Source organism: Planosporangium flavigriseum (assembly GCF_011947225.1).
In the GTDB taxonomy this organism is placed as follows: Bacteria; Actinomycetota; Actinomycetes; order Mycobacteriales; family Micromonosporaceae; genus Planosporangium; species Planosporangium flavigriseum.
In genome coordinates this window covers 252,708-271,190 of sequence record NZ_JAATVW010000005.1, presented here as the reverse complement: position 1 = coordinate 271,190, position 18,483 = coordinate 252,708, and the positions used below count along the sequence as shown (strand labels likewise).

Here is an 18,483-nt window from a genome sequence, read left to right as displayed (position 1 = left end):
CGCACAGCTCAGGACGAGAGCTTGGCCACCAGTTCGTCCACGGTCGTCACGGGCGCGTCACAGACGAAGCCGCGACACACGTACGCCGTCACCCGGCCGTCCCGAAGCGGCCGTCCCACCAGCAGCGGAACCCCCGGGGTGTCCGGCTCACCGGCGACGATGACAGCACCCGGAGGAGCGGCCCGCCACGCCGCCTCCAGAAACGGCTCGACCTCCCCGCCCGGGCCGGCGATCGCGATCTCGTACGGGCCGGACAGCAGCGCCTCCCCGGTCGCGCACGAGTACCCCGCAAACCGGGCATGCTGCGCGGCCAGGGCCGCGATCTTGGTGAGGGCGAGGTCCGCCGCGTCCCGGTACCGCTTGTCGCCCGTCAACGCGGAGTACGTGGTCAGCGCCGCCGTTATCGCCGACAGCCCGGACGGAGTGGCATTGTCGGTCGGGTCGGCGGGCCTGGCCACCAGTTGCTCCGCATAGTCGGCGGTGTCGTAGAACCCGCCGGAGCCGTCCGCGAAGTGCTCCAGCGCGTGGTCGATGAGCCGCCCGGCCAGGTCCAGCCACTCACCCTCGGCGGTGAACTCGTGCAGCGCGCAGAACGCCTCGGCCACCGCGCCGTAGTCCTCGAGTACGCCCAGGGGCTCACCCACGACGCCGTCCCGCGAAACCCGCCGCAGCCGGCCGTCGACGATGTGCCTGACCAGCGCCTTCCCCGCCTGCAGCAGGGCGGCTTCGATCGCCAGCCCGTTCGACTCCCGATCTCCGATGATCGACAGGTACTCGACCAGCGCGGTCACCGTCAGGCCGTTCCACGCCGCGACGACCTTCTCGTCCCGCTCCGGCTGGGGACGCTCCGCGCGGGCGTCCCGCAGCAGGGCCCGTACCCGCTCGAAGCGCCCCTGGTCGTCCGGGTCGACCGGCAACTGCAGCACGCTCGTACCGTGCTCGAACGTGCCCGCCTCGGTGACGTTGAAGACCCGGGCCGCCCACGCGGCGTCGTCGTCGCCGAGCACCTCAGCCAGCCCGGCCGGCGTCCACACGTACGTGAGGCCCTCGACGCCGTTGGTGTCGGCGTCCAGCGCGGACGCGAAGCCGCCCTCCCCCGTACGCATCTGCTCCAGCAGGAAGTCCGTGGTCTCCCGCGCCACCCGCAGCGCGAGCTCGTCGCCGGTCAACCGCCACAGATGGGTGTACACCCGCAGCAGCAGCGCGTTGTCGTACAGCATCTTCTCGAAGTGCGGCACCGTCCAGGTGCGGTCGACGCTGTACCGGGCGAAGCCACCCGCGAGCTGGTCGTAGATGCCGCCGCGGGCCATCGCCTCGCAGGTCCCCCGCGCCATCTCCAGCGACCGCGACGAGCCGGTGCGCTGGTAGTGGCGCAGCAGGAACAGCAGGTTCATGTGCGGCGGGAACTTGGGGGCGTCGCCGAAGCCGCCGTACTGCTCGTCGTACTCCCGTGACAGCGACCCGGCCGCGGCGTCGAGCACGGCCGGGGACATCGGGCCGGCCGGAAGGTCCTGGCCGCTCGCCCGCCTGATCGCGTCGACCACAGCGGAGCTCTGGCGCAGCACTGCGTCACGGTTGTTGTGCCAGGCATCGGAGACCGACTGGACCAGGCGTACGAAGTTGGGGCGCGGAAAGTAGGTACCGCAGAAGAACGGCTCCCCGTCGGGGGTCGCGAACACCGTCATCGGCCAGCCGCCCTGGCCGGTCATCGCCTGGGTGGCGGTCATGTACACCGCATCGACGTCCGGCCGCTCCTCGCGGTCGACCTTGATCGGTACGCACGCCTCGTTGACCACCGCGGCCACGCCCTCGTGCTCGAAGCACTCGTGCGCCATGACGTGGCACCAGTGGCAGGCCGCGTACCCGATGGAGATCAGTACGGGCACGTCCCGCCGTCGAGCCTCGTCGAACGCCTCGGGACCCCACTGCCACCAGTCCACCGGGTTGTCGGCGTGTTGCTGCAGGTAGGGCGAGGTCGCATCCGCCAAACGGTTGGCCATGTGATCCACCCTACGCGCCTTCAAGATCTCCACAGCACGCGTCGTCAGCTCGCGTCCTCCTGGCGGAGCGTGATCACCTCGGCCGTGGTCAGCTCATGCAGGACCGCGATGACGCGCTCGGGCGGTACGGGCGGACAGAAGAAGAAGCCCTGGGCGCTGGTGCAGCCGAGGGCCGTCAACTCGGCCCGCTGCTCGGCGGTCTCGACGCCTTCGGCGATGACCCGCAGACCCAATCGGTGCGCGAGGTCGATCGTGGTCCGCACGATCGCCGCCGCCTCGGTCGACGCCACCATGCGCCACACGAAGCTACGGTCGATCTTGATCTCGTCGACGGTCACCCGGGTCAGGAACGTGAGCGACGAGTACCCGGTGCCGAAATCGTCGACGGAGAGCTGGACCCGCATCTGGCGCAGCGCTGAGAGCACCTGATCGATGACCGCCCGCTCGCTCATCACGACCGTCTCGGTGATCTCCAGGACCAGCCGCTCCGGAGCGACGCCGTGCTTGGCGAGCAGCCCCGCGATGTCGCGCGGCAGGGACCGGTCGAGCAGGCTGCGCGGCGACAGGTTGACCGCGACGGGCGCGTCGATGCCCTCCGCCGCCCAGGCGGCCGCGACGGTGAGCGCACGGTCGAGAACGTACCGGGTGAAGTCGCCCAGCAGCTCGCTGTGCTCGATGACGGCGACGAACTCATCGGGCATCAACGTGCCGCGGCGGGGATGGCTCCACCGGACCAGCGCCTCGACGCCGGTGACCCCGCCGGAGTCGCCGAGCCGTACCGCCGGCTGCATCACGAGGGTGAGCTGATCGTCGGCGGCGAGCGCCTCGCGCACCTCGGCCAGCAGCGACAGCCGGTCCGTGCTGGCCCGGTCACGGGACTGGTCGTACCAGGCGACGCTGGAACCGCCGCGCTTGGCCTGATACATCGCGATGTCGGCGCGCCGCAGCAACTCGGTCAGGTTGACCGCTCCCGCGGCCGCGACGACCACGCCCACGGACGCCTCGACGGAGAGCTGAACGCCCGCCACCTCACTCGGGACGGCGAGGGCGCCGGCCAGGCTCTCGGCGCGGCCCAGCGCGTACGCCAGCTGACTGGGGTACTCCGTTGCCGGCAGATCCGGCGGGACCGACTCGGCACGTGAGAGCACCGGCAGCAGGAGGGCGAACTCATCTCCGCCCAACCGGGCCAGCAGCTCACCCGGGCCGAGCGTGTCGCCCAACCGGGAAGCGGCGATCTGGAGCAGCAGGTCACCAGCGCCGTGGCCGAGCGTGTCGTTGACGTCCTTGAAGTGGTCGAGGTCGAGCAACAGCAGCCCGACCGGCGCGCCGGCCCGCTCCCGCAGCGCGGCGTCGCCCACGGCGAGGAAGCCGGCGCGGTTGGCCAGCCCGGTGAGCGCGTCGTGAACGAGGTCGCGGGAGCTCTGCTCCCCCATGACCCGAAGCTCGTGGTGCGTCGCCGCGTCATGCAGCGCCGCGGCGAGAGCGTCGGCGTACGCGGCGAACATCAACTCGTCGCGCCTGCCCATGCGGGTGGTCGAACGTAACCGCAGCCGCAGCTCACCGACGCGTACCCCACCGACGGAGAGGTCACGCGCGACGGTCCCGGGCTCGTCGGCCGCGTTCGGCTCGCACTCGGTGACCGCACGGTCGGGCGAGCCCGAGTACGCGACGACCCGGCCGTCGGCCTCGATCACCGACAACCGCGCCCGATCAGCGCCGAACAGCCGGAGCGCGCCCTGGATGCCGGCGCTCGCCGCCCCCTGCCCGTCAAGGCGGTTGAGCTGGCGCGTCGCGTCGGCGAACGTCTGCCAGTTGCGCTTCTCATCGCCGGTCCGCAGCCGGTACGCGTACGCCTGGTGCAGCAGCCACAGCGCCGGCAGCAGCAGCGCCAGCCAGCGGGCATTCACCCCGTACAGCACCACGACGAGCAGCCCGACCGCGACATTGCCCACGATCATGGGCATCTTGCTGCCGTTGGCCCGCCGCAGCACCGGCCCGAACCGTTCGTCGTGGCAGCGCGCCACCCGCCAGGAGACCATGACGAGGCCCGTGGCCGCGTACACACCGGCGGCCAGGACGAGCGCCACCGCCACCCGCAGGGAGAGTGGACGCTGATAGGTCACGGCGACGAGGTTGGCCGCGACCGCGGCCGCGGTGCTCCCGATGGTGAGCGTCGCGGCGCTCCACACCGCCGTGCCGAGTTGGCGGTAGTCGGGTCGCAGCAGCGCCTGAACGGCTCGGGCCAACCCGACGCCGACCAGCGTCACCGGCGGGATCCAGGCCACCGGCAGCAGTACGCAGAGGATCACGATGGCCGACTCGCCCCAGGCCAGCCCGACCGTGCCGGTGCCGACGCGCGTCCGCAGCATGGGCAGCTGGGCGCCGGTCACCACGGCGACCGCCACCGCGAGCCAGCCGAGATGGGGCACGGGCCCGGTCAGCGCCGGCACGCCGGCGCGCACGGCGTGGCTGCCGATGAGCGCGCCGCCAACGGCCAACGCGAACGCGACAGCGGGCACCAGGGTGCCGTGTCGTCGCAGCGGTGCCGTCATCGTCCGCACCTCTCCCGCCCAAGGAGTCCAGGGGTGCGCTCCCCCGGCGAGAGTATCTGGACAGCGGTCAATAGGACATCGGTCACGCCGGTTACAAGAGTCACCCGGCGGGCGGTCGCGCCGACATCACTGGCGCGTGCCGGCGTGACCCGCCCGCACCCGGAGAAGGTGAGCCGCCTCACCGCCGTCAGAGCGCCCTGGCAGGCAGCGAGTACACGACGGCGACCCATGCCCCACCCCCCTCACCCGGTCTGGGCGAAGGTTAAAACAAACGCCGGGGAGGGCTCCAGCCTGTTGACGGCTCTAGCCGGTTCGATGGCAAAAGTCGTATTTACGCTACCGCTGCGACCGCTCGTCGCCGGCGAGATCGCCGGCCGTGGCCCCCGCGCCATGCTGGTCGGTCGACGAAAACTGCTCCGGCAGCCGGCGCAGCCTGCTGTTCATGTTGCGGATCAACAGCACCGTGCCGATCGTCAGCACCAGGATGACGAACAGGCCCATCGGCCCGGCAAGGCCACCGGACCTGGTGTCACCGAAGTTGTTCTGCGCGAGGTTGTCGGCGAGCAGAGCGAGCGGGTTCATGGCCCCACCGTACGCTCTACCCGCCGCCGGATTCACATACGCGCCAGGTGGCGGATCCCGACGAACAGATCGTCCTCGTTGTCCGACCGCTCCACCAGACTCCGGACCAGCTCGTAGTCCTCGGTCGGCCACGCCTTCTTCTGAATCTCCAGCGGCACGTGGAACCACGGCCCGTCCGGGTCGACCTGGGTGGCGTGCGCCCGCAGCGCGTCGTCACGGACCTCGAAGTACTCCGCGCACGGCACCCGCGTGGTGATCCGATGGCTCTTGTCGCGCGCCGGATCCCACTTCTCCAACCACTCGCGGTACGGCGACTCCATCCCCGCCGCGAGCATCGCCTCGTGCAGGGCGCGGACCCGGGGCAGCGAGAAGCTCATCTGGTAGTAGAGCTTCAGCGGCTGCCAGGGCTCGCCGTACTCCGGGTAGCTGTCGGGGTCGCCGGCGGCGTCGAACGCCGCGACCGACACCTTGTGGCACATGACGTGGTCGGGGTGCGGGTAGCCGCCGTCCTCGTCGTACGTGGTGACCACGTGCGGGCGGAACTCGCGCATCAGCTTGACCAGCGGCGCGGCGGCCTTCTCCACCGACTCGAGCCCGAAGCAGCCCTCGGGCAGCGGCGGCAGCGGGTCGCCCTCGGGGAAGCCCGAGTCCACGAAGCCCAACCAGGCCTGGCGCACGCCGAGGATCTCGCGGGCCCGCTCCATCTCCTCACGGCGGATGGTGGCCATCTGCTCCCAGATCTCGGGCCGGTCCAGCTTCGGGTTGAGCACGCTGCCGCGCTCACCACCCGTACACGTGACCACGAGCACATCCACGCCCTCGGCGACATATTTCGCCATGGTCGCGGCGCCCTTGCTCGACTCGTCATCCGGGTGTGCGTGCACCGCCATGAGGCGCAACTGCTCGCCCACGGGTTCTCCTCGCCGTCAATGCTGAGACAATGAACCGGTCCATTGTGACGGGCTGGCAACGCCTAACGCCGTCGACCCGGCCCGCCCATTGTGCGCGCCCGCACCGACAGGAATCTGACGAGGACCGTGTCCGACACGTTGAACGCACCAGTGTTTCCACCCGGCCGGTACGGCCGGCGCCGCGATCCGCGCCCCGCCCGCCGGGGCCTGACCACACTGCTCGCGGTCGCCGTCGGGGTCGTCCTCCTCGCCCTCTCCGTCACGCTCTACCAGCGCTACGGTTCGCCCGACTACCGCCCCCAGGTGGTGCACTTCCAAACCGCCGACGACCAGGTCACGCTGCGGTTCGAGGTGCACAAGTCGAACGACCGGCCGGCGGTGTGCCACGTGCGGGCCCGCAACCAGGCGGGAGCCGAGGTCGGGGCCGCCGACGTTCCGGTATCCGCCGGCAACCCGGTGACGGTGACCTACACGCTCAAGACCAGCGGGCCGCCGGTGAGCGCGGAGGTGCCGGTGTGCCGGGCGGCCGGCTGACAATCTGGCCGGGAGGCGAAGAACCGGCAACGAGATCGCTAGACGTTCTGTAACGACAGTCACTGGTAAGTTAGTAGGTCTTGACCCTGTCGGCCGCAGCAATCAGAGGAGATCTTCAGTGTCGATCAACGACCGTGGAGAAAACGCCACCTGGCTCTCTCAGGATGCATACGACCGGCTGAAGGCCGAGCTGGACGAGCTTATCGCCAACCGCCCCATCATCGCCGCGGAGATCAACGCCCGGCGCGAGGAGGGCGACCTGAAGGAGAACGGCGGTTACCACGCTGCCCGCGAGGAGCAGGGCAAGCAGGAGGGCCGCATCCGGTACCTGCAGCAGCTCCTGCGCGATGCGAAGGTCGGCGAGGCACCGAAGAGCGACGCGGTCGCCGCCGGCACGGTCGTCACGATCCAGTTCGACGACGACGCGGACGACACCGAGACGTTCCTGCTCGGCTCGCGTGAGATCGCCTCAACCACCGACCTGACCGTCTACAGCCCGGAGTCGGCGCTGGGCAAGGCGATCCTCGGGGCCCAGACGGGCGACACCGTCACCTACACCGCGCCGAGCGGCGCCGAGGTGAAGGTCACCGTCGTCTCGTTCGGGCCTTTTGCGGGCTGACCGGGCCTAGGCCAGGGAGCCGGGGAACGTCACGGTGTAACCCGCGGAGCGCAGCGCGCTGACCAGCCGGTCGGAGTGCTCGGCACCGCGGGTCTCCACCGACAGCGCGACCTCCACCTCTCCCAGCCGCAGCCGCGGGTCGTGCCGGCGGTGCTCGACGTCCACGACGTTCGCGCCCCCCTCGGCGATCAGACCGAGCAGACGGGCGAGCTGCCCCGGACGGTCAACGCACCGCACCGTGAACGCCAGGTACCGGCCGGCGGCGGCGAGCCCGTGCTCGATGAGGCGCAGCATCAGCAGCGGATCGATGTTGCCGCCGCTCAGGACGGCTACGGCCGGCGTCACGACCGGCACCACGCCGGCCAGCAGCGCGGCCACGCCAACCGCCCCGGCCGGCTCCACCACCTGCTTGCCGCGCTCCATCAACATGAGCAGCGCCCGCGAGATGTCCTCGTCAGTGACCGTGACGACCTGGTCGACGAGCTTGCTCACGTGGGCGAAGGTCACGTCGCCGGGGCGTCCGACCGCGATCCCGTCGGCGATCGTCGTGAACGTCGGCAGCCGCACCGGGTGTCCGGAGGCCAGCGACGGTGGGAACGCGGCCGCGCCGGCCGCCTGCACGCCGATCAGCCGCACGTCGGGGCGCAGTGCCTTGATCGCCACTGCCACGCCCGCGATCAGCCCGCCGCCGCCGATCCCCACGACGATCGTGCGTACGTCCGGGCACTGTTCCAGCAGTTCCAGGGCCAGCGTGCCCTGCCCGGCGATCACGTCCGGGTGGTCGAACGGGTGGATGAAGACCGCACCGCTGGCCTCGGCGTACTCCTTCGCCGCGGCGAGGGACTCGTCGACGGTGTTGCCGACGAGCTTCACCTTGGCGCCGTACCCCTTGGTCGCCGCGATCTTCGGCAAGGGCGCCCCGATCGGCATGAAGACGGTGGACGCGGTGTTCATCAGCCCGGCCGCGAGCGCCACCCCCTGCGCATGGTTGCCGGCGCTCGCCGCCACCACGCCCCGCGCGCGCTCGGCGTCGGAGAGCCGGGCGATACGCACGTACGCTCCGCGGATCTTGAATGAGCCGGCCCGCTGGAGGTGCTCACACTTCAGCCACGCCGGGCCGCTGAGCTTGGCCTGCAACGGCCGGCACGGCTCGATCGGCGTGACCCGGATCACGCCGTCGAGCAGCTTGCGCGCGGCTTCGACGTCCGCGAGGGTCACCAGCTCCGTTGCCAGGGTCATGTACGCGATCGTGCCATTTGCTCCGAGGGCGGGCACTCGGAGGACCGCAGCTCGTCGAACCGGTCGTACTGAGCCGTGGTCACCCGGTCGACCGCCACCACCCCGAGCACCGCCGCGGCCAGCAGCAGGACGGCGCCGGGCAGGCGGCCGGCGATCTGGTATCCGAGCAGCTCGCCGGCCCGGTCCACGTCGACGGTCGCGCCGCCCCACACCCGCACCAGCATGGCGCGCAGCTCGGATGGCCACGTCAGGGCCGTACCAGCCAGCAGGGCGGCCGCTCCGGCAAGCCAGGCCAGCCACCACGACCACACCAGCGCCGCGGGGCGCCGGCACCGGCTGGCCCGGGCGACCGCGCCGGCGACGGACGCGGGCGCGAACCAGACCTCCGCCGTGCGGCGGGGCGGACGTTGGCCAGGAGCTAGTACCCGGGCATTGGCCTCCGCGCGAAGAAGCCAGCCGGCCAGGAGAGCCCAGGCGGTCACGTGCGTCACGGCCATCAACGCGAGGACACCGACGTTGGAGGCGAGGAGCACGGCGCCGGGCAGTTGACCGCCGCGAGCGGCCGCCTCGTGCACGGACCACACCGAGGCCAGCGGGGTGAACGCCCACACCAGATCGGTCAGGGCCGCCCCGGCCGTCGCGACCATGAGCGCGGTGGCGCGGCTGGCGACGGGGCGCACGGACGCCGGCTCGGTGCCGGTCACGCGACCCGGCTGCGCTGCCGCACCCGGGGCCAGCCCGGCGCGTGTCGCCGCCACGGCGCGGTCGCCTCGAGCTGGCCTGCCACGCCGAGCAGGGTCAGCTCACTGCCAGGCCGTCCGATGAGCTGGACCGCGGCGGGCAGCCCGTCGTTTCGTACGCCCATCGGCACGACGATCCCCGGGAAGCCGGCGATGTTCCACGGCGCCGCGTACGGCGCGTACCGCAGGGAAGCGATCAGATTGGCCTGCCACGACCGGCTGTGCCAGGCCGCGGCGACCGGCGGCGCGGTGGCCAGCGCGGGCGTCAGGAGCACGTCGAAGGCCCCGTCTGCGAACCAGTCGCGGCAGCGCTCCCGCCACGCGTCGCGGTCGAGCTCGCGTACGAGGCCGGCACGCAGGGCGCGCTCACCCAACGCGACGTGGCGACGGGTACGCGGCTGCAGCGCGTCCAGGTCGAGGCCGGCCTCCGTGGCGTCGCGGTAGGCGGCAGCGAACCAGGTGGCGAACGCGGACCGGGCCAGCCCCAACGGGTACGCCGGATCCGCGCGCACGGCGTCGTGGCCGAGGCGTACCAGCACGCGCGCGGCCGTTCCGGCGGCGCGGCAGGCGTCGGCGTCCGGGAAGACGCCCGCGACGGGCGAGCGCAGTGACACCGCCACCCGCAGCCGGTCCGGCTCGACCAACCGGTCGGGCGCGCGTCCGGCCAGCACCGAGAATCCGATGGCGGCGTCGGCCACCGTGGTGGCGAGGATCCCGTGCTCGGCCAGGCCGAACCAGTCGGTGGCACCGATCCCGGCAGGCACGACGCCGCGCCCGGGCTTGATGCCGACGATGCCGCAGCAGGCGGCGGGAATGCGGACCGAGCCGAAGCCGTCGTTGCCGTGCGCGATCGGCACCAGACCCGCCGCGACAGCGGCGGCAGCGCCGCCGGACGATCCGCCGGGCGTACGGTCGGTGCGCCACGGATTGCGGGTGATGGCGCTCGCGTCGTCGGTCGTGGCGAACAGGCCGAGCTCCGGCATCCGGGTCGTGCCGACCACGATGGCGCCGGCACCCCGCAGGCGGCGGACGACCTCGTGGTCGCGCTCGGCGACCGGGCCCGCCGCCGCTTCCGACCCGTTCCAGGTACGCACGCCGACGACCGGGGTGTTCTCCTTGACCGCGACCGGCACCCCGGCCAGGGGCAGGTTGCCCAGCTCGGGCTGCTCGTCGACGGCCTCCGCCTCGGACAGCGCCTCCACGGCGCGAATCTCCCGGAACGCGCGGACGATGCCGTCGTACTGACGGATGTAGTCGAGGTGATCCGCGATCACGGCGGTCGCCGAGGTATCACCCCGCCGCACCGCCCGCGCGACCTGCCGCGCGCTGGCGCCCACCCACCTACCGGCCTGGCCGAGCATCGCGCCCTCCCTGAGTTAAACGCCTGACTGCCCTAACGAGCGAGCGCCTGTTCCAGATCGCCCAACAGATCGTCAACCGTCTCAATCCCGACGGACAGCCGCACCAGGTCGGCCGGCACCTCGAGCGGTGAGCCGGCGGCGCTGGCGTGGGTCATCCGACCCGGATGCTCGATGAGCGACTCGACGCCGCCCAGCGACTCTCCCAGCACGAACAGCCTGGCCCGGTTGCAGATCTCCACCGCGGCCGCTTCGCCACCGGCGGCCCGGAAGCTAATCATCCCCCCGAAGCGACGCATCTGCTTGGCCGCGACGTCGTGGCCGGGGTGCTCGGGTAGTCCCGGGTAGAGCACCTCGCTGACCGCTTCGTGCCCCAGGAGGAACTCGGCGACGCGCTCGGCGTTGTCGCAGTGCCGCTCCATGCGTACGCCCAGGGTCTTGACGCCGCGGAGGGTGAGCCAGGCGTCGAACGGCCCGTTGATCGCGCCCATCGCGTTCTGGTGGTAGGCAAGCTCCTCGCCGAGCGCGGAGTCGGCCACGATGAGGGCGCCGCCGACGACGTCGGAGTGGCCGCCGACGTACTTCGTGGTCGAGTGCACGACGATGTCGGCGCCGTGGGCGATCGGCTGCTGCAGGTACGGCGACGCGAACGTGTTGTCGACGACGAGCAGGGCGTCGTTGTCGTGCGCGACGCCCCCGAGGGCGGCGATGTCGGCGATGCCGAGCAGCGGATTGGTGGGCGTCTCGGCCCAGATGATTTTGGTACGCGGGGTGAGGGCCGCCCGAACGGCGTCGATGTCGGAGAGGTCGGCCGGGGTGAATTCCAGGCCCCAGCGCTGGGCCACCCGGGCGAAGAGGCGGTAGGTGCCGCCGTACGCGTCACCGGGGATCACCACGTGGTCGCCGGGCTGGCAGACGGTGCGCAGCAGGGTGTCCTCGGCGGCGAGGCCGCTGGCGAACGCGAGGCCCCGGCGCCCGCCTTCGAGCGCGGCGAGGCACTCCTGCAGGGCGTCGCGGGTCGGGTTGCCGCTGCGGCTGTACTCGTACCCGAGACGGGGATCACCGACCGCGTCCTGGGCGTACGTGCTCGTCTGGTAGATCGGCGGAACAACTGCACCGGTACGCGGATCGGGCTCCTGCCCGGCGTGGATCGCGAGGGTGTCGAAACCGGGCCGTCGTTGACCGTTCGTCATGGGATGACACTATCCGCCGCTACGGTGATCGGCGTGACGGGATGTGTCTTCTGCGGCGTCGTCGCCGGCTCAGTGCCGGCCTTCGAGGTCGCGGCCACCGCGTCGGCCGTTGCCTTCCTCGACACTCGGCCGGTGTTCAAGGGGCACGTGCTCGTGGCGCCGCGCGAGCACCTGGTCACCGTGGCCGATCTCCCCGCCGCGGTGCTGCCGGACTACTTCTCCTTTGTCCAGCGGCTGTCAGGGGCGGTCGAGGGCGGGCTCGGCGCGGGCGGCACGTTCATCGCGATCAACAACAAAGTGTCGCAGTCCGTGCCGCACCTGCACACCCACGTCGTACCGCGGACCAAGGGCGACGGTCTGCGGGGCTTCTTCTGGCCCCGCACCAAGTACGCCTCTGATGAAGAGGCGGCGGAGTACGCCGCGCGGATCGCGGCGGCGTACACCGCCCTCACCTGACGGTCACCTCCCCGTGGCCGTCACGAGCGTCAGACCGCCGCGGATCCCCGCGCGGTCGGCGCCCGTGACCGGAGCGGTTACGTTGATCACCGTTGCCGCAACGCGCAAGCGGGAGCGCGGCGCGGCATGCTTGAGAGCGGGACTGCGAAGGGAGTCTGACCGTGTTCCTGCGTCGCAAGAAGCTCGACCTGCCCACCCCCGAGGAAGCGCTGCCCGGCCGGGACACGCCGATGCCGGTGGCCGGGCGCCACACGGTGCTGGGCACTCCCCTCACCGGCCCCTGGCCGGCCGGTCACCAGGTGGCCATCGTCGGGATGGGCTGCTTCTGGGGCGCCGAGCGGATCTTCTGGCGGCTGCCCGGCGTCTACTCGACCTCGGTCGGCTACGCCGGCGGCATCACACCCAACCCCACGTACGAGGAGACCTGCTCCGGCCTGACCGGCCACACCGAGGCGGTGCAGGTCGTGTTCGACCCGTCGGTCATCTCGTACGGGCAGCTGCTCAAGGTCTTCTGGGAAAACCACGACCCGACCCAGGGCATGCGGCAGGGCAACGACATCGGTACGCAGTACCGCTCGGCCATCTACGCCACCACCGACGAGCAGTTGGCCGAGGCGCTCGCGTCGCGCGAGGCGTTCGCGCCGGTCGTGCAGGACGCCGGGTACGGCGAGATCACCACCGAGATCGCGAAGGCCGGCCCTTACTACTACGCCGAGGACTACCACCAGCAGTACCTGGAGAAGAACCCCGGTGGGTACTGCGGAATCGGACCTAACGGGATGACCTGCCCGGTCGGGGTCGCAAAATCGGAAGCCTGACCGGCTCAGCTGGCCGCTAACCCCTCGCGATTCTGTATATCTTTCTGTACATTTTTGATATGACCATCCTTCATGACGCCCATCGGGTCAGCGTGAGCGAAGCCACCCAGCGGGGGGTCGCTGGACTGGTTGCTGACGCCGAGCACGGATCCGAAGTCGTCGTGACGCGCCGGAATCAGGCAGTCGCCGCAGTGGTGAGCATGCAGCGCCTCAACGAGATCGAAGAGGCAGCAGCAGACCTTCGGGATCTCGCTCTTGTGCTCGCCCGGACGGCGACGGACAACGGTGCGCGCACCCCGCTCGATGACGTGCTCAAGGCATTCGGGCACACCCGCGAATCGCTGGCGGCGCTGCCAGACGACGAGTGACCGATGGTCGAAGTCAGTTTCACCGAAGCGGCCGTCGACGACCTGCGGCGGATCGGCCCCGATGCGGTCCCTAAGGTGCTGAAGAAGGTTCTACTACTCGAAGAGAACCCCGAGGCCGGTTATCCGCTCGGCGGCGAACTGACAGGCTTCCGAAAACTCGTCGTAGGTCGCAACACCTGGCGCATCGTCTATCGGATCACCGACGACAAGACGGTCGAGGTCTGCGAAGTATGGGCTGTCGGCGTACGGGCCGACGCGGAGGTCTACGCAGAGGCGACAGCGCGCATCAAGGAAGCCGGTCCGACACGTCCTGAGCTTGTCAGACTCGCCCGGGTCATCGAACAACTCGGGCGCGCCGCGGGCGGCATCGTCGCCACGAACCCCACCCCTAGACAGCCCGTACCCGACTGGCTCGCAGAGAGACTGATCTTCACGGTCGGCATGCAACGGGAGGAGGTCGCAGCCTTGGACCTTCAAGAGGCCGTCGACCTGTGGGGCGCCTACATGTCGAGGCCCAAGTAGAAATATGACCCGAGCGGTAGGACTACCACCAGCAGTACCTGGACAAGAATCCCGGTGGGTACTGCGGGATCGGGCCTAACGGGATGACCTGCCCGGTCGGGGTCGCCAAGACCGATGCCTGACGGGGCATCGAACTGGACCGCAACCTGACAGACTGAATGCGAGGAGGGTGTACATGGCGAGCGGAGCAGAACGCATCGAACAGCCGCAGACCGGACGCCGCCCCCACGCGTCTCTCGATGAGCAGGTCCGCCGACGCGGTCTGAAGCCGATCAAGTCAGTGGATGACCTTGTGTGCGAGGGCATCTTCGAAACCGACGAAGAGCTGGACGAGTTCCTGGCGTTTACCTACGCCGCTCGCCGTTCAGACATGGCGTAGCCGGTGTCGGACTATGTGGTGCTCGACACCGACGTTGCGTCGTTGAGCTTTCGCGGTCGGTTGACGTCGCCAATGTCGGCTCTCCTCGCCGGCAAGCTGACATGCGTCACGTTCGTGACGGTCGGCGAGATGACTAAGTGGGCTGAGCTTCGTGACTGGGGTCCGCGTAACCGGCAACGGCCGGAACTTTAGTTGTCCGGTCAGGTGCAGTTGGGCTATGACCTCGCTGTAGCTCAAACCTGGGGTCGACTTGCGGCTGCGGGTCAGCGGCGCGGCAGGACTACGCCGGTCAACGACACCTGGATCGCGGCGTGCTGCCTCACCGAAGGCCTCCCACTGGCGACCCTGAACGTCAAGGACTACCCGGAGTTCAGCCAGCACCACGGGCTCACCCTGATCGGATCGAAATAAGCCCGACTCAGTTCGACGCAGCTTCCTGCACGCCCATGAAAATCACCAGCAGTACTTTGACCGTAATAAAGACGGGTACTACGGAATCGGACCTAACGGGATGACCTGCCCGGTCGGCGTCGGTAAGACCACGAGCAGCTGAGCCTCCCCCGCGCCGGACGCCGGACTACCCGCTCTCGTCGTCCGGCTTCGGGCCTTGCACCTGTCGGCGAGCACCACCAGCGCTCGCAGCACCGACCGCATCAAGGTCGTACGGCGGGTGCTTCAGTCGTACCGGGGAAACTCGGCCGTTGACGAATTCGAGGACCAGGCCGCGGCGGTACTCGGCCACAGCGACAGGTGACGTCTTTCGGCGTCTCGCCGCCGCGGCGGCCGATGCCGGCGCCCTAGCGCCGCCAGCAGGCCGAGCGCGAGCGGCGCGCTGACTCCCAGACCAGCGGATTAAGGCTGTGCAGTCAGCGCTGAGGTCGATCGAGACCCTGGCGTGCGGCGAACGGGTGCTGAACAAGCTGTGGCTCAGTTTCTCCGGGTTCGGGAACGGCCGCCCGCAGACTCCATCGACGGCGTGCCAAGCCCTCGGTCAACTCTGAACCGGGGCGGTTTGCCTATTCGGCGACGAACACTCCCACGCCGGGCAATGTTTCGGTAATTCCCTTGATCCGCAGTATTTGCATGGCCCGGTCGATCACCGGCTCGGTGACGCCGTAGTGCTCGATGAGTTCCCGCCGACTGGGCAGCTTGGAGCCGGGCGCGAACTCTCCGGACGCGATGCGCTCGGCGAGGTCGTCAGCGATCTGTTCGTAGCGGTAACGCGGCGGCACGGTGTTCCCCTCGGTTGGCACCACGAGTACACCACCTACGCCTGCCCTTGACTACCCAACGCTACCCATGGGAGGTTGCTTACGAGGTCGTTCCCTTCGGTTGGCGCTGTCGGGCCGTCCTCATCGGCGTGGATGCCCGGGCGGGTTCTCACGCTCGGACATCCACGTCTCGAAACAGTTGCGGCAATCGAACGAGGGGATGGCATGACGGGACTGCCGTACGACCCCAATAGCCCACCGCTTACTCCGCCTACCGAGTGCCAGCACCAGTTGATGTGGCGGATCGCTCGATCCCTATGGGATGCGCACGAGGTCGGCGTCGACGGGTTCTGTCTGGCGACTACTTGCCGACGTCAGCGCTCCTTCCATCCATGCCCACCGCTTCGGCTCGCTCAGGTTGGCATGCGAGCCGCATGCCAACCGGTCAACGAACGGCGAAACGGTGCCGGCCGGAAGTACCGGCGTCCCATGGGCGAGTGACGCCGTGGGCACGATCTATCTATCGGAGGCATTTGCCGAGTACGCCAGGGCCCAGGTCGGTTACGCCGAGGCGAGACTCGCCGAGCATTACCTCGACGGGTGCGGGCTGTGCTGCTGCGGGCGGGTTCACCCGTGCGACGAGCGACGGCACTGGCAGCAGATGAAGGGCCATTACCTGAGGTGCCTAGACAGCCTCCCAGGCGTCAACGATAACCGTCAGTTTTAGACGTGCGGAGAGCGCGGCGGCGACCGGGAGTAGGTCGACTTCTTCCCCGCGCTGACCCGTGCTACGTGTCCTGCTCACCGTTCTAGGTGCCGGACACACGCTTGTGAGGCCAGGGCACCCTGCCGTCGATTCTCCGGATGGCACGGCGCCCTGGCAGCAGCGTCAGATTTCGAGGTCGGCCTCGATGCGGCGCATGTGGTGGCGGGCCAGCGCCAGGTTGGCGCGGTCCTTGTGCAGCGCCAGATACAGGAACAGGCCCTTGCTCGACCGGCCGGTCAGCGGACGGATCAGGTGGTACTGGGTGTCCAGTGTGATGAGGATGTCCTCGATCTCCTCGTTCAGATGGAGCATCTCCATCGTGCGCATCTTCGCCCGCACCACGTCCGTGTTTCCGGCGGCAGCAACGTTCAGGTCGAAGTCCTTGCCGCCGCCGGCGATGCCCAGTGCCATGCCGCTGCTGTAGTCGACGATCGCGACGCCGACCGCGCCGTCGATATTCATCGCTTCCTTCAGTGCGGTATCCATGTCAGCCACGGTTCCTCCAGTTTCACATTGGGGTGGCGGCCCGCCGCGGCGGCGGGCCCGGTCGCCGGGCGGCATCAGCCGCACCGGTGAGGTGGTTCGCCCGGCTCTCACCGGACGCGTTTCGGTGGTGGCTGGTGACGGTGCTGCCACCGGCCAGGTGGTGGGGAGCGGTCAACGCTGCGGCGGGTTCAGCCAGAAGCCGGGTTCCGTGGGGACGAGGTCCGCAAGCGCCGCCATCGGCGTCCGCCGTGTCAGCGGCGGGACCTGGGCGGGAATTATCGGCACGGCCGGCACGGCCGGCGCGACCGGCGGGGGCGGGGAATCCGGTGGGTTCGCTGCGATCAGGGCACCGACCTTGGCGGTGGTACGCCGCGCTTCCAGGTGTGCCCGGGCCAAGTTGGCGTCCTTCCGGGTCACCAGCGCCAGCACCGCGTTCGGACCCGCCGCGTACGTGGTCAGGTAGCCGTTGCCGCACTCGATGACCGTCTCCCGCAGCTCACCGTGGCCCACCGCGTCGGCGAAGCGTTGTGCCAGGGCGAGGTGCGCCGCGGCGAGCGCGGCGACGCTGTCGGGCTCGAGGTCGTGCGCGTCGTGCGCCAGCAGCAGGCCGTCGGTGGTGGCGAGCACGGTGCCTGCGAGTTCCGGCAGGCGCCGGCGCAGGTCGGCCAACTCCGCCAGTACCGCCGGATTGGTGCTCACGGTTGGTTCTCCTTCACTGTCGTGGGTCAGCACAAGTCACCGCAGCGCCTTCAACGCGGCGCGGACCCGGTCGAGAAACGCGTCGTCCGGCGTGGCGGGCAGCGACCCGGCACCGTCGGGGCTACCGGGTTGCGGGGCTGCGTGCCGCGGCCGCCGTGGACCGCCCTGCCGGCGGATCGCGGCCGTGGTGCTGATCGATGATTTGTCCCCGCCCGCCGGTGGTGGCTCGGCGGAACGGATGTCGACCGCGCTGGGCTCCCCGCTGGATTCCCCGCCGGAGGATGGCGGGTCGGGCTCCATGGTGTCCCGCAGCAGCCCGGCCGCGGACAGCCGGCGTAGCTCCTGCAGCGTCGCGTACCCAGGGCGGCCGAGCAGATGCGACAGGTCGGCGGCTGTCCGCCGGCCGTCGGCGTGCACCACCAGCTCCCACTGCGCGGCCGTCAGCACCACCCGTTGAACCGGCGGTCGCCGGACTGGAGTGACCGGGGCGTGATCGACCGACAACTCCGGGAGGATCTCGTCGAGCACCCGGCGTCGCCGGCTGGTCTCGCGCTCCAGCGCCGCGACCTCGACCTCGACGACCCGGCCGAGCCAGTGCAACTCGCCGGGCGCGAAACGAACCGGCACGGCGTCCGGGGTCAGTACGAAGAACGCCGCGTCGTAGATCGCTGCCAGCACGCAGAGTTCCAGCTCACTTTGCATGAGGTGACCCTGCTCGACCAGGAGCGGGCCGACCCGGTGGTCGGCGCCACCGGCCTCGACCGCCGCCCGCCAGGTGCGTTCCGCCAGCCGGCCCGATGCGGTGAACAGCGTGCCGACACCGGGCGCGGCCGGGGACTCGACGTAGCTCACCCGGCCGTCGATCAGGTGCACCGTGCCGCCGGGGACGCCGTCGACGTACAGCGTCCCCGTCTCGCCCTCGTCGGCCAGCTGGGACAGCAGCTCGCCGGGTTGGGCGGACTCGGGCTGACGGCCGGTTTTGGGCATGGCTCCTCGTGGAAGGGGTGGTTGGGCGGTGGACGGCGCAGGGCAGCACCAGGGCGTACGGCG

At 70.2% G+C, this 18,483-nt stretch carries 20 protein-coding genes and 1 pseudogene; 9 read left to right on the top strand and 12 right to left on the bottom strand.

Annotation, left to right across the window (positions count from 1 at the left end; genetic code table 11):
* Nucleotides 1-8: 8 nt before the first annotated feature.
* The 4 genes from HC028_RS10415 to mca all read right to left on the bottom strand — a co-directional run bounded on the left by HC028_RS10415 (nt 9) and on the right by mca (nt 6,045).
* Nucleotides 9-2,000 (bottom strand): thioredoxin domain-containing protein, encoded by a 1,992-nt coding sequence (locus HC028_RS10415; RefSeq protein ID WP_168075751.1) that lies wholly within the window; start codon nt 1,998-2,000, stop codon nt 9-11.
* 44 nt (nt 2,001-2,044) lie between these two features.
* Entirely contained in the window at nt 2,045-4,552 is a 2,508-nt protein-coding gene (locus HC028_RS10410) for a putative bifunctional diguanylate cyclase/phosphodiesterase (RefSeq protein WP_168075749.1), read from the bottom strand.
* A 336-nt stretch (nt 4,553-4,888) separates the two neighbouring features.
* Nucleotides 4,889-5,134 (bottom strand): hypothetical protein, encoded by a 246-nt coding sequence (locus HC028_RS10405; protein ID WP_168075747.1) that lies wholly within the window; start codon nt 5,132-5,134, stop codon nt 4,889-4,891.
* Between the two features lie 32 nt (nt 5,135-5,166).
* Nucleotides 5,167-6,045 carry a mycothiol conjugate amidase Mca gene (mca, locus tag HC028_RS10400; RefSeq protein WP_168075745.1) on the bottom strand — a complete coding sequence of 293 codons (879 nt, stop codon included), beginning with the start codon at nt 6,043-6,045 and terminating at the stop codon, nt 5,167-5,169.
* Nucleotides 6,046-6,171: 126 nt separating this feature from the next.
* Between mca and HC028_RS10395 the strand changes: the two genes are divergently transcribed.
* Both HC028_RS10395 and greA read left to right on the top strand, forming a co-directional pair.
* Entirely contained in the window at nt 6,172-6,579 is a 408-nt protein-coding gene (locus HC028_RS10395) for a DUF4307 domain-containing protein (protein ID WP_168075743.1), read from the top strand.
* 124 nt (nt 6,580-6,703) lie between these two features.
* Nucleotides 6,704-7,198 carry a transcription elongation factor GreA gene (greA, locus tag HC028_RS10390; protein WP_168075966.1) on the top strand — a complete coding sequence of 165 codons (495 nt, stop codon included), beginning with the start codon at nt 6,704-6,706 and terminating at the stop codon, nt 7,196-7,198.
* 6 nt (nt 7,199-7,204) lie between these two features.
* On the opposite strand, the gene ilvA is transcribed toward greA, so the two are convergent.
* The 4 genes from ilvA to HC028_RS10370 are packed head-to-tail and all read right to left on the bottom strand — an operon-like array spanning nt 7,205 to nt 11,728.
* The gene (ilvA, locus tag HC028_RS10385; protein WP_168075741.1) at nt 7,205-8,437 is read right to left on the bottom strand and encodes a threonine ammonia-lyase; all 1,233 of its coding nucleotides are present in this window, start codon (nt 8,435-8,437) and stop codon (nt 7,205-7,207) included.
* Nucleotides 8,434-9,195, bottom strand: a complete 762-nt coding sequence (locus HC028_RS10380) for a hypothetical protein (RefSeq protein ID WP_168075739.1) — start codon at nt 9,193-9,195, stop codon at nt 8,434-8,436. The genes ilvA and HC028_RS10380 overlap by 4 nt, the downstream gene beginning before the upstream one ends.
* Nucleotides 9,138-10,538, bottom strand: coding sequence for an amidase (locus tag HC028_RS10375; RefSeq protein ID WP_168075738.1), 1,401 nt, complete (start codon nt 10,536-10,538; stop codon nt 9,138-9,140). Before HC028_RS10375 ends, HC028_RS10380 begins: the two co-directional genes overlap by 58 nt.
* Nucleotides 10,539-10,570: 32 nt before the next feature.
* Complete coding sequence (locus HC028_RS10370) at nt 10,571-11,728, bottom strand: cystathionine gamma-synthase (protein WP_168075736.1); 1,158 nt, start codon at nt 11,726-11,728, stop codon at nt 10,571-10,573.
* Between the two features lie 3 nt (nt 11,729-11,731).
* Here HC028_RS10370 and HC028_RS10365 point away from each other — a divergent pair, with 3 nt between their 5' ends.
* The 7 genes and pseudogenes from HC028_RS10365 to HC028_RS27510 all read left to right on the top strand — a co-directional run bounded on the left by HC028_RS10365 (nt 11,732) and on the right by HC028_RS27510 (nt 14,682).
* Nucleotides 11,732-12,184, top strand: coding sequence for an HIT family protein (locus HC028_RS10365; RefSeq protein ID WP_203981185.1), 453 nt, complete (start codon nt 11,732-11,734; stop codon nt 12,182-12,184).
* A gap of 161 nt (nt 12,185-12,345) precedes the next feature.
* Nucleotides 12,346-13,002, top strand: a complete 657-nt coding sequence (msrA, locus tag HC028_RS10360) for a peptide-methionine (S)-S-oxide reductase MsrA (RefSeq protein ID WP_168075732.1) — start codon at nt 12,346-12,348, stop codon at nt 13,000-13,002.
* Nucleotides 13,003-13,061: 59 nt separating this feature from the next.
* A complete protein-coding gene (locus HC028_RS10355; RefSeq protein WP_168075730.1) occupies nt 13,062-13,370 on the top strand; it encodes a type II toxin-antitoxin system Phd/YefM family antitoxin in 309 nt (102 codons plus the stop codon).
* 3 nt (nt 13,371-13,373) lie between these two features.
* Nucleotides 13,374-13,892, top strand: coding sequence for a type II toxin-antitoxin system RelE family toxin (locus HC028_RS10350; protein WP_168075728.1), 519 nt, complete (start codon nt 13,374-13,376; stop codon nt 13,890-13,892).
* A 20-nt stretch (nt 13,893-13,912) separates the two neighbouring features.
* Nucleotides 13,913-14,014 (top strand): annotated as a pseudogene (locus HC028_RS27030) (peptide-methionine (S)-S-oxide reductase MsrA); the annotation flags it as partial.
* A 53-nt stretch (nt 14,015-14,067) separates the two neighbouring features.
* A complete protein-coding gene (locus tag HC028_RS10345) occupies nt 14,068-14,271 on the top strand; it encodes a hypothetical protein (RefSeq protein WP_205861323.1) in 204 nt (67 codons plus the stop codon).
* A 192-nt stretch (nt 14,272-14,463) separates the two neighbouring features.
* Nucleotides 14,464-14,682 carry a PIN domain-containing protein gene (locus tag HC028_RS27510; protein WP_240939956.1) on the top strand — a complete coding sequence of 73 codons (219 nt, stop codon included), beginning with the start codon at nt 14,464-14,466 and terminating at the stop codon, nt 14,680-14,682.
* A gap of 605 nt (nt 14,683-15,287) precedes the next feature.
* Here HC028_RS27510 and HC028_RS28435 read toward each other — a convergent pair.
* From HC028_RS28435 to HC028_RS10320, 4 genes are all read right to left on the bottom strand, one after another.
* The gene (locus HC028_RS28435; protein WP_168075726.1) at nt 15,288-15,527 is read right to left on the bottom strand and encodes a winged helix-turn-helix domain-containing protein; all 240 of its coding nucleotides are present in this window, start codon (nt 15,525-15,527) and stop codon (nt 15,288-15,290) included.
* 844 nt (nt 15,528-16,371) lie between these two features.
* Nucleotides 16,372-16,743, bottom strand: a complete 372-nt coding sequence (locus HC028_RS10330; RefSeq protein ID WP_168075962.1) for a hypothetical protein — start codon at nt 16,741-16,743, stop codon at nt 16,372-16,374.
* 162 nt (nt 16,744-16,905) lie between these two features.
* Entirely contained in the window at nt 16,906-17,433 is a 528-nt protein-coding gene (locus tag HC028_RS10325) for a roadblock/LC7 domain-containing protein (RefSeq protein WP_168075724.1), read from the bottom strand.
* Nucleotides 17,434-17,469: 36 nt separating this feature from the next.
* Nucleotides 17,470-18,420 carry a DUF4388 domain-containing protein gene (locus HC028_RS10320; protein ID WP_168075722.1) on the bottom strand — a complete coding sequence of 317 codons (951 nt, stop codon included), beginning with the start codon at nt 18,418-18,420 and terminating at the stop codon, nt 17,470-17,472.
* Nucleotides 18,421-18,483: the final 63 nt, after the last annotated feature.